14 protein-coding genes, 1 tRNA gene and 3 pseudogenes are annotated in these 15,053 nt (G+C 56.6%); 5 read left to right on the forward strand and 13 right to left on the reverse strand.

Features of this window, described 5'->3' with window-relative positions; translation table 11 throughout:
* Positions 1–183: 183 nt before the first annotated feature.
* The 3 genes from ABRP93_RS10810 to ABRP93_RS10820 form a co-directional block, all read right to left on the reverse strand.
* Positions 184–780, reverse strand: a complete 597-nt coding sequence (locus tag ABRP93_RS10810; RefSeq protein WP_349887937.1) for a cadmium resistance transporter — start codon at positions 778–780, stop codon at positions 184–186.
* Positions 781–1,140, reverse strand: coding sequence for a Cd(II)/Pb(II)-sensing metalloregulatory transcriptional regulator CmtR (gene cmtR / locus ABRP93_RS10815; protein ID WP_023024707.1), 360 nt, complete (start codon positions 1,138–1,140; stop codon positions 781–783).
* A 309-nt stretch (positions 1,141–1,449) separates the two neighbouring features.
* Positions 1,450–2,265 (reverse strand): TIGR02391 family protein, encoded by an 816-nt coding sequence (locus ABRP93_RS10820; RefSeq protein ID WP_349887938.1) that lies wholly within the window; start codon positions 2,263–2,265, stop codon positions 1,450–1,452.
* 78 nt (positions 2,266–2,343) lie between these two features.
* Between ABRP93_RS10820 and ABRP93_RS10825 the strand changes: the two are divergent.
* The 4 genes and pseudogenes from ABRP93_RS10825 to ABRP93_RS10840 form a co-directional block, all read left to right on the forward strand.
* Positions 2,344–2,542 (forward strand): annotated as a pseudogene (locus ABRP93_RS10825) (hypothetical protein).
* Positions 2,543–2,704: 162 nt separating this feature from the next.
* Positions 2,705–3,157, forward strand: a complete 453-nt coding sequence (locus ABRP93_RS10830; protein WP_239269703.1) for an IS3 family transposase — start codon at positions 2,705–2,707, stop codon at positions 3,155–3,157.
* 40 nt (positions 3,158–3,197) lie between these two features.
* Positions 3,198–3,344 carry an integrase core domain-containing protein gene (locus tag ABRP93_RS10835; protein ID WP_349863848.1) on the forward strand — a complete coding sequence of 49 codons (147 nt, stop codon included), beginning with the start codon at positions 3,198–3,200 and terminating at the stop codon, positions 3,342–3,344.
* Between the two features lie 186 nt (positions 3,345–3,530).
* Positions 3,531–4,099 (forward strand): annotated as a pseudogene (locus tag ABRP93_RS10840) (transposase); the annotation flags it as partial.
* A gap of 100 nt (positions 4,100–4,199) precedes the next feature.
* Here ABRP93_RS10840 and crgA read toward each other — a convergent pair.
* The 8 genes from crgA to ABRP93_RS10880 all read right to left on the reverse strand — a co-directional run bounded on the left by crgA (position 4,200) and on the right by ABRP93_RS10880 (position 13,441).
* Positions 4,200–4,472 carry a cell division protein CrgA gene (gene crgA, locus ABRP93_RS10845; RefSeq protein ID WP_284831592.1) on the reverse strand — a complete coding sequence of 91 codons (273 nt, stop codon included), beginning with the start codon at positions 4,470–4,472 and terminating at the stop codon, positions 4,200–4,202.
* 70 nt (positions 4,473–4,542) lie between these two features.
* A complete protein-coding gene (gene pknB, locus ABRP93_RS10850) occupies positions 4,543–6,495 on the reverse strand; it encodes a Stk1 family PASTA domain-containing Ser/Thr kinase (RefSeq protein WP_349887939.1) in 1,953 nt (650 codons plus the stop codon).
* Positions 6,496–6,498: 3 nt separating this feature from the next.
* The gene (locus tag ABRP93_RS10855; RefSeq protein WP_349887940.1) at positions 6,499–7,986 is read right to left on the reverse strand and encodes a serine/threonine-protein kinase; all 1,488 of its coding nucleotides are present in this window, start codon (positions 7,984–7,986) and stop codon (positions 6,499–6,501) included.
* Positions 7,986–9,416, reverse strand: a complete 1,431-nt coding sequence (locus tag ABRP93_RS10860; protein ID WP_349887941.1) for a penicillin-binding transpeptidase domain-containing protein — start codon at positions 9,414–9,416, stop codon at positions 7,986–7,988. The genes ABRP93_RS10855 and ABRP93_RS10860 overlap by 1 nt, the downstream gene beginning before the upstream one ends.
* A complete protein-coding gene (locus tag ABRP93_RS10865) occupies positions 9,413–10,765 on the reverse strand; it encodes an FtsW/RodA/SpoVE family cell cycle protein (RefSeq protein ID WP_349887942.1) in 1,353 nt (450 codons plus the stop codon). Before ABRP93_RS10865 ends, ABRP93_RS10860 begins: the two co-directional genes overlap by 4 nt.
* A gap of 3 nt (positions 10,766–10,768) precedes the next feature.
* Positions 10,769–12,133: a PP2C family protein-serine/threonine phosphatase gene (locus ABRP93_RS10870; RefSeq protein ID WP_349887943.1), complete on the reverse strand. Its 1,365-nt coding sequence runs from the start codon at positions 12,131–12,133 to the stop codon at positions 10,769–10,771.
* Positions 12,130–12,582, reverse strand: a complete 453-nt coding sequence (locus tag ABRP93_RS10875; protein WP_349887944.1) for an FHA domain-containing protein FhaB/FipA — start codon at positions 12,580–12,582, stop codon at positions 12,130–12,132. Before ABRP93_RS10875 ends, ABRP93_RS10870 begins: the two co-directional genes overlap by 4 nt.
* Positions 12,583–12,607: 25 nt before the next feature.
* Positions 12,608–13,441: an FHA domain-containing protein gene (locus ABRP93_RS10880; protein WP_005276103.1), complete on the reverse strand. Its 834-nt coding sequence runs from the start codon at positions 13,439–13,441 to the stop codon at positions 12,608–12,610.
* 208 nt (positions 13,442–13,649) lie between these two features.
* Here ABRP93_RS10880 and ABRP93_RS10885 point away from each other — a divergent pair.
* Positions 13,650–13,734 (forward strand) — tRNA-Leu (locus ABRP93_RS10885).
* Positions 13,735–14,038: 304 nt separating this feature from the next.
* On the opposite strand, the gene ABRP93_RS10890 is transcribed toward ABRP93_RS10885, so the two are convergent.
* Complete coding sequence (locus tag ABRP93_RS10890; protein ID WP_349887945.1) at positions 14,039–14,161, reverse strand: VOC family protein; 123 nt, start codon at positions 14,159–14,161, stop codon at positions 14,039–14,041.
* A gap of 65 nt (positions 14,162–14,226) precedes the next feature.
* A pseudogene (locus tag ABRP93_RS10895) lies at positions 14,227–14,936 on the reverse strand (IS6 family transposase).
* Positions 14,937–15,053: the final 117 nt, after the last annotated feature.

The following is a 15,053-nucleotide window of genomic DNA, read 5'->3' on the forward strand; positions in this document are numbered from 1 at the left end:
TCAAGAACAGCCGGCAGACTCATGGAAGGAGCCCGAGTTTCTGGCTGGAAACAAGCCATCAACCAGATGGCCGTGGCTTTTCCCGACCGCTTCGACAAATACCTATAAACCTAGCCCCACACACAAACAACTTGACACGCTCGGAAACCTAGAGAGGCCCTAGCAGCACGGGGGATGAGTTTATTAAAGGCCGAAGGCGCCGCCGCTGACGAGGATGAAGGTACCCAGGCCGATCAAGACGATAGGGAACAGCACATGCTCCCAGCGTTCGAGAATCTCCGCGATGGGCGGACGGGTGGCCACGAACTTCGCCAACAGGACCAGGCCCGCCACCAGAATCAGAAAGACAAAGCAGTAGATGATAACGGTGGCGGTATCCACGTTGAGAAAAACCGGGACATAGACACCGATATTGTCGCCACCGTTGGCAAAGGTCACCCCGGCGACGGTCAAGACGCTTACGTTCTTTCCGCTGACTTTCGCGTCATCGTCGTCGTCATCGTCTCCCCGCCAGGCTTGCCAGGCCGCCCACAGCCCTAGGGCCAGGGGGATCAGCCCGAAGTAGGGGATCGCCTCGATGGGCAGGAAGGCATCCGCCCCTAGGGTGACCAGAATCGAGGCTGCGAGGATGCCCGCGAAACCAAGGTACTGCCCGGCCAGGATCCGAAGTGTGGTCCCTGCTTGGCCGGCCCCACGGGCGAAGAACAGCGAGAGCACGATGATGTCGTCGATATTGGTGGCGATAAACAGACCAACCGCCCCCAGGAGACCAGTTACCACTTACCTGTTCCCCTCTCCGGTGGCACACCCGGGCACGTCACATGCCGAGTCAATACACGGGGCATTTTCGTCGGCAGCCAGAGTGGTATCTAGCAGTGAGTTCAACGCTTGGACAAGATGGGCGTCGACGATCTCGTAGCGGGTCTTCCTCCCCTGCGGTTCTGCGACCACAATTCCGCAGTCCCGTAGGCAAGTGAGGTGGTTCGACACATTTGACCGCGTCAGTTCCAGTTCCCGGGCGAGAGCGGCCGGGTAGGCCGGGCCGCCCAGCAGGGTCAGGAGAATACGGGATCGGGTGGGATCGGCCATCGCCCGACCCAATCGGTTCATCACGTCCAAGCGCGAAGCAATAGTCAGCATGTACTGGACTATACAGCGTCTGCTGAACTGTTGCAACGAGGGGCGAACGTCGGCCCGACGGTGATGTGTGGGACACCAGCATCCTTCGGTACTGTCTGTGTCGAATTCGTTCGTCTATGAACAGCAGGCTGCCGCAAGGGTCACTCAGGCGGCCGAGGCCTCTGTTCCGGACAAGGACAAGGAGCAATCCGCGGGGCTGCCCCCACGAGCGTCAAGAAGAAAGCGTAACTGGCCGGCTGTCAGGGACGCCACCGCCTCCCACCCCTGACATATTGCCTTAGGGGTGGCGGTAATTCGACCATCCGCAGCTTAGGCTTGGCCCTTCAGCCAACTCCTGTCGATGACCCGGTGTGCATAGGAGATCATCGCCATGGCGTCGAGAAAATCTTGTCCCTTTTCTTCCGATCCCAGACGTGCGCGATGGACGCGATCGTTACGAAGGTGTCCGTAGATTCCGTTGAGTAGATGGATGAATCCGAAATGCTCGGCCTCATCTGCTGGGCTGGAGAAATCGTTTATGAATCGTGGCCCAGGGTTATTGCGTGTACCGAACACGTACTGAGTGAGCTTCTCTCCGTCAAGCGCGCAGTCTGCGGGCCGGATACGTTCCATCAGTGACTTTGTCGCTTCGGTTACAGCATGGAACATCGACTGATTAATCAGTTCTTCTTCACAAAATCTCAGCGCCTCGGGATGAGTGCCGCGCAAGACAAGCTTCTCTTTTATCCGCCTGGTCAGGGCGTCGGCGCCGATGACGCCTTCACCTGTAGGGACGATGTGCCCCTCCTCGGTGACGCTGAACCGATAGGTGCGAAGGATTGTGTCGACGTCGGAGATGATCCGTTGACGCTTCTGTGGCCCCTTCAAGAACCGGGCTGGAGCTAGAGCCTCTGAAACAAAACGTGCCAGTGGCCCGCTCGACTCAGCGGATTGTTGCTCGTTCATCAAGGCGTGGTAGGCGATATCAGTCTTGGAGGAAAAACCCTCGAGCACCGTGATACCGGCCGCGGCGAAGACATTATGCATCTCCGTAGCTGAGATTCCCTCCCCTCCTGCCACGAGTGCCTTGCAGAGTGCGCGTGTCAGAGCGGGGTTAGCAACTGGAAGGTTATTTTTAGAAAGCATGCTATGAATTTAGCGAGTGCGTCCCAGCATGTGTCACCGGATAGGGAAGAGTGCGCAGTTTCTGGCACGCTGTTTGAAGTGTCCCAGGTTTTGTTCCGTTTGAGTAGATGGGAAAATCTGGAACATGCCGAGAAAATTTGACCAGGATGCAAAGGACCGAGTGGTCCGTCTTGTAGAGGACCGCATCGTGGCGGAAAATATGTCGATGCACCCCGCGTGCCAGGCAGTAGCCCCAAAGCTGGGGGTTTCATGGCACACGGCTCGTCAATGGACTTAAGCCTGCCCGCCGTGCGGGAAACATCCCAGAACCTGTGCCTGAAAATGTGGCCGCCGAAAACGCGAGGCTGCGCCGTGAAAATCACCAGCTACGCGACACTAATGAGCTGCTGAAGGCCGCGTCAGCTTTTTCGCCTCATGACTCGACCCGAAACGTTAAGAAATGATCCGGTTCATCGATGACTACCGGAGCAGTTTCTCTGTCGAGTTCATTTGTAAGACGTTGAAGAATAACCGGGCTGGTGGGTTTATCACCTCGCGTGGTTATCGCCAGTTCAAGGCCCGTGGATTAAGCGCTCGTCGCCTTCGCGATACTATGTTGGTTGAACGCATTAGTGCTGTTCATAGAGATAATTACGGTGTCTACGGCGTGCGGAAAATGTGGCATGCTCTCCGCCGTGACGGAATCGATATCGGCCGTGAACACGCTACCCGACTGATGCGCCTGGCTGGCGTTTCTGGCAAAGGCAAAGGCGGATCACCAATCACAATCCGAAAAGCTAACGTGCCTGATTTGCGCCCAGATTTGGTCGAGCGTGAATTTAAAGCTCAAGGACCGAATAAGCTGTGGGTGGCCGACATTACCTACGTGCGCACGAAGAAAGGCTTTGTGTAGAACGTGAGCTGCTGTGCGTGGCAGGCCTCGGGTGTTACGTATGGATAACGGCCCGGAGTTCATCAGCCGTGAGCTGGCTAGTTGGGCTGCTAAGCAAGACACTGTCGAGGCGTTCATCCCACCGGGGATGCCATGGCATAACGGGTTTGTGGAGTCCTTCCACAACCGGCTACGCGACGAGCTGTGAGAGGACGAGATGTTCGACGACCCCGCCCATGCGTCGCGTTGCCTGCGACTGTGGTCGAAGCGCTATAATACCTATTATCCTCATTCGAGCCTAGGGTTTATCCCGCCGACTGAGTACGCCAACCAATGGCACCAAACCCAGGAAGGCACTCAAACCGCCCGGTCTTAAAAACCAGCCTGGCCCACCCGCGGACTTGATGATGTCTACCTCACTACCAGTGATGCCCATTTAGGTATCCAGCACGCGATTAGTGACGTGTTACTGAATGCGTCCTGGCAACGATGTCGAACCCATTTCGCCAAAAACCTATCGTCGATGGTGCCCAAGACGCAGTGGCCAACCCTATCGGCGATGTTTCATACGGTACTCCAGCAGCAAGATTCGGAATCGGTGTGGTCCCAAGCCACAGAGGTCGTGGCGTTTTGCCAGCAGAAGTTCCACACGTTGCTAACTACCTGGAAGAAGCCCTCGACGAACTATTGGCGTTTACAAACGCGCTGGCATCAGTGTGGAAGAAAGACTGGCCGAATAATCCCGCTGAACGGCTCAATCGTGAAATCTGGTGACGTACAGATGTCGTCGGCATCTTCCCCAATCTTGACGCTGTGGTGCGCCTTGTCTGTGCGGTCTTGGCTGAACAACATGATGACTGGATTCAGCAAAACCGCTACATGTCGCTAACGAGCCTGGAACAGACCAAAGCGTTGATCACCGTCAACGTCATTGACGCTGACACCTCCAAGGAAGTCGCGTGAACCAGTTAGAGCACCGGGTACGTGCTGACCCCCTGAGCCCATAACACTGCTTGTTTCAACGAAAGGCAGAAACACCACTCAAACAGACTTGACCAGCGGCCTAGCGCCAGCCCATGGTCATGAGCAGGCCAATGAGGGCGAGGCCGAAGCCAATCCCGTAGTTCCAACCGCCGAGCTCCGCCATGAAGGGGATGGATTCACCGGCGAGGTAATTGACCACGAGCCACAGCAGGCCAATGACCATCAGGCCAAGCATGATGGCCACGTACCATTTCGGGGTGCCTTCAGAGTTGATTTTGACCGGGGTGCGGTTTGCCCCAGAAGAGCTCGATACCTGGGTGGCAGAGCTCTGGGTGATCTTTGACTTTGGCATAAGAGACCTTCTCTAGATTTCAGTTCTTATCTCAGTGCTTACTGATGAATTACGATACCAGCAGCGGTGGTTACGGCAGTAGCGCCGAGGCTTCGAATTTCCAGATGCGAACCTCCACGTCCTGATCCTTGCGGATGGTATCGCCAGGATTGATGGACGTCCAACCGATCTTATTGCTATCGACCAAGGCGCCGGTAGGAATTGGCTCGCCCACGCGCAGCTGGCCATTCCAGCCCGCCTGGCGCAGGGCATTTTCGGCTTGTCCTTGATTCTTGTGCATTACCTCGGGTGCCTTCATGAGCATCCCATTGGATACCTCAATGGTGACAGTCTGGCCCTTTTCCAGCTGCGCGCCCTGGTTGGAGACGTTAAGCACGGTGCCTTCCGGCTCTAAGGAATCGACTTCGCGGACATTGACGTCGAAGTCACTGGCTTCGAGGCGGCTGCGCGCATCCTCCTCGTTCAAGCCAGCGACATCAGGAACGCGCTTCTTTTCGATGCCCTTAGACACCGTCACCCGGACCTTCGAGCCCTTGGACAATTGGGTACCACCCGCGGGGTTCTGCTGAATTACCTCGCCGGCGGGGGCCTCATCATTGCGCTCAGAAATATCCGAGTTCAGCTCCAAGCCTGCCTCTCCCAAAACCTGCGCGGCCTGATCCAAGTTCATGCCGGTGATATCGGGGACATCGATGATTTCCTTGCCGGAAGAAACGGTTAAGGTCACCGAGGCGTTCTTCTGCAATTCCGAGCCAGGGGCCGGATTGATGCGAATCGCATTATTGCGATCGATATCGGGGTTAGCTTCCTCGTTCACGGTGACGAGAAGTCCCAAGTCCTCGAGCTCCTTGACCACTTCATTGCGCGGGCGGTTTTCTACCTCCGGCACGATGACGCTATTGTGCTCCGCCACCTCGGTTTGGTTTCGACCGTTCCGGTTATCGTCATCGTCGCTACTCCAGAAATCCCAGGCAAAATAGCCCAAGATGGCGATCAACAGCGCGACGAGAAGCAGCGCGAGCCACTTCATCCAGCCGCCGCTTTCGTCCTCTTCGGTAGGACGCGTCGATTCGATCGGTGCCCGGTGGGACGCAGCCGCAGGGGTAGTAGAAGTGGCCGGTGCGGGCATCGCCGTCGTGGCATCATCTTCGTTTACGTGCATGCGAGCAGCATTGGTGACCTGGCCACCCCGCAGGCGGTCCAAATCGCCGGCCATCTCCCAGGCAGACTGGTAGCGGTCCGCGGGGTGCTTGGCCATCGCGGTCAGTACCACCGCATCGATATTGACCCGCTGGGTGGGGGTCAACGAGGGGTCATCGATAAGCTCCGAAGGCGGGGTCGGTTCCTCCTGCACGTGCTGGTAGGCCACGGCAAAGGGGGTTTCGCCTTCGAATGGGGTGCGGCCGGTGAGCACCTCATACATGACGCAGCCCAGCGCATAGACATCAGAACGCGCATCGGCGTTCTTGCCGCGCGCCTGCTCCGGGGAAAGGTACTGGGCGGTACCGATAACGGCAGAAGTTTGGGTCATCGCCGAGGTCGAGTCATCCAATGCACGGGCGATGCCAAAGTCCATCACCTTCACCTGGCCGGTGTTGGTGAGCATAATATTCGCCGGTTTGATATCGCGGTGAATGATTCCCGCCTCATGGGATGCCTGCAGGGCCTCAGCGACCGGCTTGAGGATCTCCGCCGCCTCTTGGGCGGGCAGCGGGCCATCATCGCGAATAATATCGCGCAGCGTGGCCCCGTTGACCCTCTCCATAACGATATACGGGATGGTCATGCCATCCACCTCGGTCTCGCCGGTGTCATAGACCGCCACGATATTGGGGTGGTTTAGCTTGCCGGAGTTCTGCGCCTCGCGGTAGAAGCGCTCGCGGAAGTTGATATCACGAGCCATCTCCGTGCGCAGCATTTTTACCGCAACTTGCCGGCCTAAAGTGGTGTCCTCTGCGGCAAATACCTCGGACATGCCGCCGGAGCCGATGATCTCACCGAGCCGGTACCGGTCATTGACCATGGCTTAGTCACCATCCTGTCTTAATAGGTCAGATAAATCCCCAGGGAGTTCATCGGGCTGTGAGTTTACTGTGTTGTTCTGCTCAGGTGTATTTTCGACGTGCGTCTGCTGGGGCTGGCGCTGCTGCGTCGGAGCATTCGGGCGCTGCTGGTTTCGCGTCGGAGCCTGCTGGTTCGGGGTCTGCTGCTGCCGGCGATTATCACGCGGCGCCTGATTGCCCTCCTGATCAGTGGGTTCCGTCTCCGTTACCGTCACTTCTTGCGGCGTCTCGTTCGTACCTTCGTCCTCCTCCAGGGTTTCTACCTGCGTGGTCGTGGGATCCCGGTATTCGGTAACCACGGAAGTCTCTTGGGTAGAGGAAGGCTCACTGTCGCCGCCCTCGCTACTCATGAGGTTCATAATGGCGTAGCCGCCCGCGGCAAGCACGGCGATAGCCGCGACGATACCCAAGCCCTTGAGGAAAGACTTCCCGCCCTTCGAATCATTGTCCGGAGCTGGTGCTGCCTTGCGTTGTGGAGCTGGCGTCCCCGCCGCTGGATGAATGGTGGTGGGCTGGGCGACATCGGCAAGCATCTCGGTCGATGCCGAGGGCGAAGGCTCTGGGGCCTGCTGGTGGGGCGGAATGGACTTCGGACGCGGCGGGCGTTTGCCCAGGCGCACATCGGATACCGCGACCGTGAATTCATTGCCATCGGCATAGCGGGTATTGGGATCCTTACGCAGAGCGATGCGGATGAGCTCGCGCGCCGGGGCGCTAATCGTGGTGGAAAGCGGTTCTGGCTCCTGGTTGATGTGGGCAAGAGCAATGGACACGGAAGAATCGCCCGAAAAGGGGCGCTTGCCGCCGAGCATCTCGTAGCCAACGACGCCGAGCGAATAGATATCCGAGGCAGGGGAGACTTCCTTGCCCTGCGCTTGCTCAGGCGAAACGTACTGGGCAGTACCCACCACCATGCCGGTGCGCGTGAGCGGTACCGCGGCGGCGGCCTTGGCGATGCCAAAGTCCGTAATCTTCACCTGTCCATTTTGGGTAATCATCAGGTTGCCGGGCTTAATATCGCGGTGCACCAAGCCCATCCGGTGGATAATGGATAGGCCGTGGCCCGCCTGCTCAAGCACGTCCAGCGCGAGTTCTTCCTGCAAGGTGTTCTCGCGCGCGAGCAGATCCGCGAGGGATTCGCCCCGCACGTATTCCAAGGCCATGAAGCAGAATTTGCGGCCATTATCTTCCAGCTCGCGGTAGTCATACGTTGCCACCACGTTATCGGACTGGATAGATTCAGCGGATTCCGCTTCATTGCGGAAGCGGGAGAGGAATTCCTGGTTATCAGAAAATTCCGGCCGCAAAACCTTGATGGCTACCTCGCGGTCATTACGAGTGTCATCGGCAAGCCACACCGTGGACATGCCGCCGTGGCCAATGATCCACTGCAGCTCGTAGTCGCTGCCGATGAGTTCCTGGAGATGGTCCTTATTCTCGGTATTCTTCATTACTGTTCCCCCTGGTAAGCGCTCAAGATGGCACGACCAATTGGGCCTGAGACTCTGCCGCCCGTCGCGGATTCGCCCAAGTTACCGCCATTCTTGACGACGACCCCGACGGCAATATCGCGGTCCGGGTCAAAGGCGACGTACCACACGTGCGGAGCCAAGCCTTCGCCGTGCTCGGCGGTACCGGTCTTGGATGCGAAGCCGTTGCCGTCGTAGCCCCACGAAGAACGCTCGGAGGCAAACATCAAGTCCCGAATGGTCGATGCAGTATCTTCCGTGACGGCCTCGTCGGCCTTCTTGGGCTTGGTGGTGCGGATTTCCTTCATCTGGGCATCGGTAATGCGATTGACTAGGTAAGGCTCCATGCGCGTGCCCTTATTGGCCACGGTGCCTGCCATTACTGCCGCCTGCAACGCACTCATGGTGACATCGCGCTGGCCGATGGCCGATTGCGCCGTCGCCGCACCATCCGGAAGGTCACCCAAGGTACCCGCGGAAGAAGAGACTCCCAGATCGTATTTCTCACCGATGCCGAAAGCATCCGCGTACTTGCGCAGCTCATCCGCGCCAATTTGCTCAGACATCTGCACAAATGCGGTATTGCACGACAGCGCAAAGGCGGTCTGCAGGGTCACCGAATCCTGGCCGTTGCACTTTTCGTTGCCGTAGTTCGTCAGTTCCGTGACGGTATCCGGCAAGGTAATCACGTTGGCACCGGTCAGGCTCGACGAGGGGTCGAACCCATTATTCAATCCGGCCGCCGTCGTAATGATCTTGAAAATAGATCCCGGCGGCAAGGTATCTGCCGCTGCATGGTTGACCAGTGGTTGGCCCTCTTGCTCCTGCAAACCCGTCCAAGCCTCATCGGCGGATTCGCCCACCAATGAATTTGGGTTAAATCCCGGGTTAGAGGCCATGGCCAGAATCTTGCCAGTCGATGGCTGGATGGCAACCGCTGATCCTTCGTACCCTGGTCCGACCAGTTGGTCATACGCGGCCTGCTGCAATGCTGGGTCGATGGTGACCTCCACATTGGCGCCTTGGGTGGGCTTATTCGCGATGGTATCCAGCCAGTGCTGCTTGAACAGGGAATCATCCGTGCCATTGAGGATGTCGTTCTGTGAAGATTCCAATTCCGATGCACCAAATTGGCTGGACAAGTAGCCGGTGATATTGCCAAAGGCGGGCGAATCGATGGGATAGGACCGGGAGTAGGTCTCATCCGGGTTCTCCGTGGATTGCGCCAGCACCGTATTGCCGGAATAGATCTGGCCGCGCGGGGTGGTCTGCAACTCTATAAATCCACGCGAGTTCTTCGCATTATGTGCGTATTTATCGTCCGAAAATGCCTGAATGACCGTCAGGTTCACCAACAGGACCGCGGTCAAGATGATGGCAAATAGGGATACTAGGCGGATGGATTTGTTCATCGGTAAGCCTCCTGAACCGACGGGAACATGGAGGTATCACTCGGAGCATTGCTCGAGTTCTCCTGCATGGGTCGGCGTGCCGCGTTAGAGATTCGCAGCAAAATCGCCAACAGTACATAGTTAGCCATGAGAGAGGAACCACCGGCGGACATGAAAGGAGTGGTCAAGCCGGTCATCGGCAGCAGGGCGGAAATGCCACCGGTGACGACGAAGACCTGTACCGCCAAAGTAAGAGAAAGGCCTGAAGCGACCAGTTTGCCGTACGTATCGCGGGTACGCAACGCGGTATTGAATCCGCGGGTAACCAACATGCCAAAGAGGACCAGCACGGCAGCTAGACCAATCAAGCCCAATTCCTCACCGATGGCGGCGAGGATAAAGTCTGAGTGTGCCACTGGGACCAATTCGGGGTGGCCCTGGCCCAAGCCGCTGCCGGAAATACCGCCAGATGACAAGCCAAAAAGGGACTGGGACAGTTGGAAGCCGGTGACATCATAATTGGCTAGCGGATCCAAGAAGTTGGAGAAACGCTGCTGAATCTTTTCGGATACCTGGTAAATGCCAAAGCCACCGATACCAACGAGGATGAGGCCAATGAATAGCCAACTGACCCTGCCGGTAGCCATAAATAGCATGCCAAGCACCGTGCTAAAGAGCAGCAGCGCCGGACCAAAGTCATTGGAAATGCCCATGATGATGATGGCGATAGCCCACACGATGAGAATGGGGGCGAGGTCGCGCAAGCGGGGTAGGGATATCCCCAAGAAACGATAGCCAGCCACGGTAAAAAGGGATCGCTTCTGTGTTAGCAGCATGGCAAAGAATAAGATCAGCATGATCTTGGAGAACTCACCCGGCTGGATGGAAAAAGGCCCAAAATTCAGCCAAATTCGCGCCTCAACGCCATCAGGTTGTGGCCACACCAACGGCAGCGCCAACAGTACGAGGCCAGCCGCGCCCAAGATATAGGAATAGCGAGTGAGTGACCGATGGTCCTTGACAACCGCCAAGACCAGCACAAAGAGCACGAGGCCAACGACGGTCCACATGACCTGGCGGACCGCGAGACCCCGATCATTGACCAAATCCAACCGGGCCAAAACGATAAGCCCAATGCCATTAAGGATGGCAACGATAGGCAACATGACCTGGTCCGCGTAGGGCGCCAAGAAGCACATTGCCAAGTGGGCAATGGTAAAGACACCAATGAATCCACCGATGAGGTAGATCAAGTCCGTCGTGAGCGCATTATCCTGCGACAGCTCCAAACTGACCAAGGTAATGGCAAAGACAACCGCGGCGAGAATAAGGAGGCCGAGTTCGATTCTCCGGCTAAAAAACTTCTGCATCAGCTACACCTCCCTACAAGTGACCCCAGGTTTGTTTTCCTTGGTGTCTTTATTATCTTTTTGGCTCGGCGCAGTGATACACGGCTTGAGTGCCTTTTCGCCTAAGTCATTAATCTGGTCCTGAACCATGCTCAGATCACCAGCAGAAATGTGATTGACCGCGCCGCGTTCAGACTCGGGCAGGTCAGAGACCTTCAACGGGGTGAAGTCTCCCTTGCATTTCTGCGCAGAAAACAGCAAGGAGTTCTTGTCATTAATGCACACGTATTGGTGCGTGGAACTTAAATCCTTGCCAAATAGGGAATAATCCGCGCCTTTGAGGATGGTGATCTCTTGTGCGTCGTTGGTCTCGGCGTAATAATTATTAGACAAGAAGTTCTTTACCCACAGTCCTGCGCCGATAACGAGAGCCAAGATGACGATGAGGGCGATGAGGACCTTCCACCCAATTTTTCGTCGAGGGGGCTCGTCTTCTGCCTCTTCTTCATCGGAGTCCTTGGCCGCATTGTCTTCATCGGCCATGACGGCCGGCGGGATCACCTGCGGTTTACGGGTAAGTTTGGCGGCGCGTGACGCAGAAGAATCCGGGTGCGTGGGCTCTTCTACCGAACCTGCAAGAGCACCGACGCGGAACGGCTCGTGAGTGGCGGGTTTTTCTTCCGTAACCTCACCGATAACGACCGTGACATTGTCCGGTCCGCCCGAACGAATGGCAAGATCCACGAGGGTGGATCCTGCTTGTTCGATGCTTCCCTGGCCAAGGGCAGTCTCAATCGTGGACGCGGTAACTGGGTCCGAAAGGCCATCCGAGCACAGCAGAATGCGGTCGCCCGCCTTGGCTTCGAACGTGAACAGCGTCGGCTCCACCGAACGGCCAGTATAAGCCTTCAAGATGAGGGATTTTTGCGGGTGGGAAGAAACATCTTCTGCAGCCAGCTCGCCCTTATCCACCAAGGACTGCACATAGGTATCGTCCTTGGTGATTTGCTCGAGCTTGCCATCGCGCAGCAAATAAGCGCGCGAATCACCTACATGGCAGACACCAAATGTCGTGCCATTGAACAGCATCGTGGACAGCGTCGTGCCCATGCCTTCGGTCTCCGGGTGGGCGGTGACGTGCTCGCTAATGGCTTCATTGGCGTCATCGGCAGCAGCCGCGAGGAGTGCCTCCGTGTCCTCCTTACCCGGATCCTGATCCAGGATTTCGAGGTGGTTGACCATGAGTTGGGAGGCAACCTCGCCCGCAGCATGCCCGCCCATGCCATCGGCCAAAATCAGCAGGTGGGACCCAGCGTATCCGGAGTCCTCATTATTACTGCGGATAAGCCCGCGGTCCGACTTGGCAAAAAAGTTTAGCTTCAGTGTCATGCGTTCAACCTCACGGTAGTGCGGCCTAGCTTAATTTCGGAGTTCGCGCCGACTACTTCAGGTTGGTCGATGCGCACACCATTGACGAGGGTTCCGTTGCGAGATTCCAAATCCTCCACTACCCACTCGCTGCCGCGGCGAAATAGGCGTGCATGATGGCCGGAGGAGTAATCATCCCCAGTGACAAAATCACAGTCTGAGGCGCGGCCCAAGGTACATTCCTCGAGCGTGCCCAAATCCATGTGGGATCCCTGCAAGGGTCCCTCCACAATAGAAAGCTGCTTTACCGCAGCGTGACTGCGTGGGGACGCACCCATTTTTGATTGCTGTGGCATAGGACCTGCGGATTTATTGGTATCCCGCCGCATGGCATTCAAGGCCACCAGGACAAATACCCACAAAAGAGCCAATAAGCCGATGCGAAGCGCCAGCATGATGACTGCATCCATGGCGGCCTCCCTTCCTCAGTGTGAATTAGTAACTATGCGAATCAAGGCCCGTAATGCGGACCTCGACGTGGGAATGGCCCATGGTGATCACATCGCCATCGGCAAGCAGCCAGTTATCAATGGGAGTGTCATTGACCGTGGTGCCATTGGTGGACTGCAAGTCCACCAACACGGCATCTTCGCCGTTCCAGGTGATTTCCGCGTGCTGGCGGGACACACCCGTATCCGGCAGGCGCAAATCCGCATCATTGCTGCGGCCAATAATATTTGACCCTTCCTGCACGTGGTAGACGCGGGAAGAGCCATCCTGCAACATCAAATTGACTGCGGGGCCCTGTGTTTGTGGTGCGGGTTGGTCATCTTGCGCAATGAAAGCGGTAGTAGCTGCGTCATCCGCATTATTTTCGTGCGGGTTGGTCATCTGGTCCTCCTGACCATCAAAGTCGTGGAAAATCGCCTCGAAACCGGTCTCTTCTGTGGGCTCGTGATCTATAAACGAGGACACACGAAGCTGGCCCGTGCGCAGGCCCGATTCCTCCGCAATCCGCACAATGACGGGACCAGCGAGGGACCATCCGTTATTGCGGATAAAGCGAGATAATTGGTCTGCGCAATCGGCAGGTAAATCGGGGTCTTGCGACAAGTTCTCCAAATCCTTGGAGGAGACACCTACAGTCATGACATTGGGACTATAGAGTTTGTCATCGTCCCCGTGGCCGAGATTGTCCTGGGCTTCTTGCTTCAAAAGCTCATCAATCTCTGCAGGAACGACCTTGCCGCCGAAGACAAAAGCCATGCCGTTATCAAGGCCGCGTTGCATAGCGGAATCGAGCTTCGCCAGCCTTTCTAAAAACGCCACGAATTTTGCTCCTTTCCGCTATACAGCGATCAGTAGTGATCAGTAGTAGCCATTATAGTTTGTACACCCCTTTCAAACGTAGACGGCGGCGCGAAAGTTCCTAGATTTTCGCCTTTAAATGCGCAAAATAATCCGCTTTTCCTGCTGATTTGTAATTGCATGTGCTTCCTGTGCTATCTTTATCTAGTCGCACTGACAACCACACCCTGCCCGGGTGGCGGAATTGGCAGACGCGCTGGCTTCAGGTGCCAGTGTTCGATAAGGACGTGCGGGTTCAAGTCCCGCCCCGGGCACAATGAGCAGTTGAACAAACTGCGAAACCGGAGGTAACAAACTCGAAAGGGTTCGTGACCTTCGGTTTCTTTGTTTTTCTGAACTTTGGCGGTTGAGGATTGCAAGTGTGGGAATTTACATCCTAACTCCCGCTCTCTTCTGTCGAACTCTTGTTTTCGATGGTGTCAACAAGTCATTTTGCTTGTTATTTTGATCTGACGTTCTGGCTTTAGCTCCCGCTTCGGGGCAATTGGAATCCTCCAACTGAGATGTTTTCCTTGGGCTGTTGGAGGATTTCCTAGTTGTTGAATCCCAATTTAAGAATTAAACGACTGGGCTGACGCGGAACAGGTTTCCATCAGGGTCGGCAACTACGAGGGTGCGGCCGAAGACGTCATCGTAGGGTGGCTGCACAATTTGGACTCCTTTTGATTGGTGCTGTTGCAAAGTTGGGCGGAGAGCAGCGAAGACTCAGTTTCTCATTCCCTGATGGCCGCTGCGTGTGGGCGTTGTTAGGCCGTCTCGAAGACCCGGTTGACGATCACCGCGTCCGGGTTCGGTTGCCCGTAGGTAAACATCGTGCCTTGCCCTTTCCGCAATGAGTGCATCGCCTCCATCCCTTTCAACGTCCGATATGCAGATGTCCGGTTCTTAAACGCGCCTTTCGGCCCGAGGATCCGCTTCAGCCGACCATGGTCGCCTTCCAGGATGTTGTTGAGGTATTTCACCTGCCGGTGTTCCACTGTTGGCGGGCAGATTCCCTCTGACTTCAACTCGGCGATTGCCCTGGCTAGGGAGGGTGCTTTATCGGCGTTGATCACTCTGGGATACCCGGCTGACGCATTGGATCTGACGGCCTTGGCCAGGAAACACTTCGCTGCGGCCACGTTCCGATTCGAAGAGAGGTAAAACTCCAAGGTCTGGCCACCGGCGGTGATCGCCCGATAGAGCTAGCACCACCTGCCGCCGACCCGGATATAGGTCTCATCCACCCGCCAGGAACTAGCTTGCCAGTCAGGTACCTGCCGGTACCACCGTGTTTGCTTGTCCAGCTCAGGGGCGTATTTCTAGACCCAGCGGTAGATCGTGGTGTGATCAACCGGCACGCCCCGCTCGGTCATCATTTCCTCCAGAGCGCGGTAGCTCACCCCGTAGCGGCAGTACCACCCACTGCCCACAGAATAATGTCACGGGGGAAATGACGACCCGAGAAAATACCCATGGCTGTGATTAGTTCACGTCGCCCTTCCTACTGCCCCAACTTTGCAACAGCACCCAAAGCCCTCAAAAGGAGTCCAAATTGTGCAGCCACCCTACGATGACGTCTTCGGCCGCACCC

It is taken from the genome of Corynebacterium sp. KPL2850 (genome assembly GCF_040225855.1).
Lineage (GTDB): Bacteria > Actinomycetota > Actinomycetes > Mycobacteriales > Mycobacteriaceae > Corynebacterium.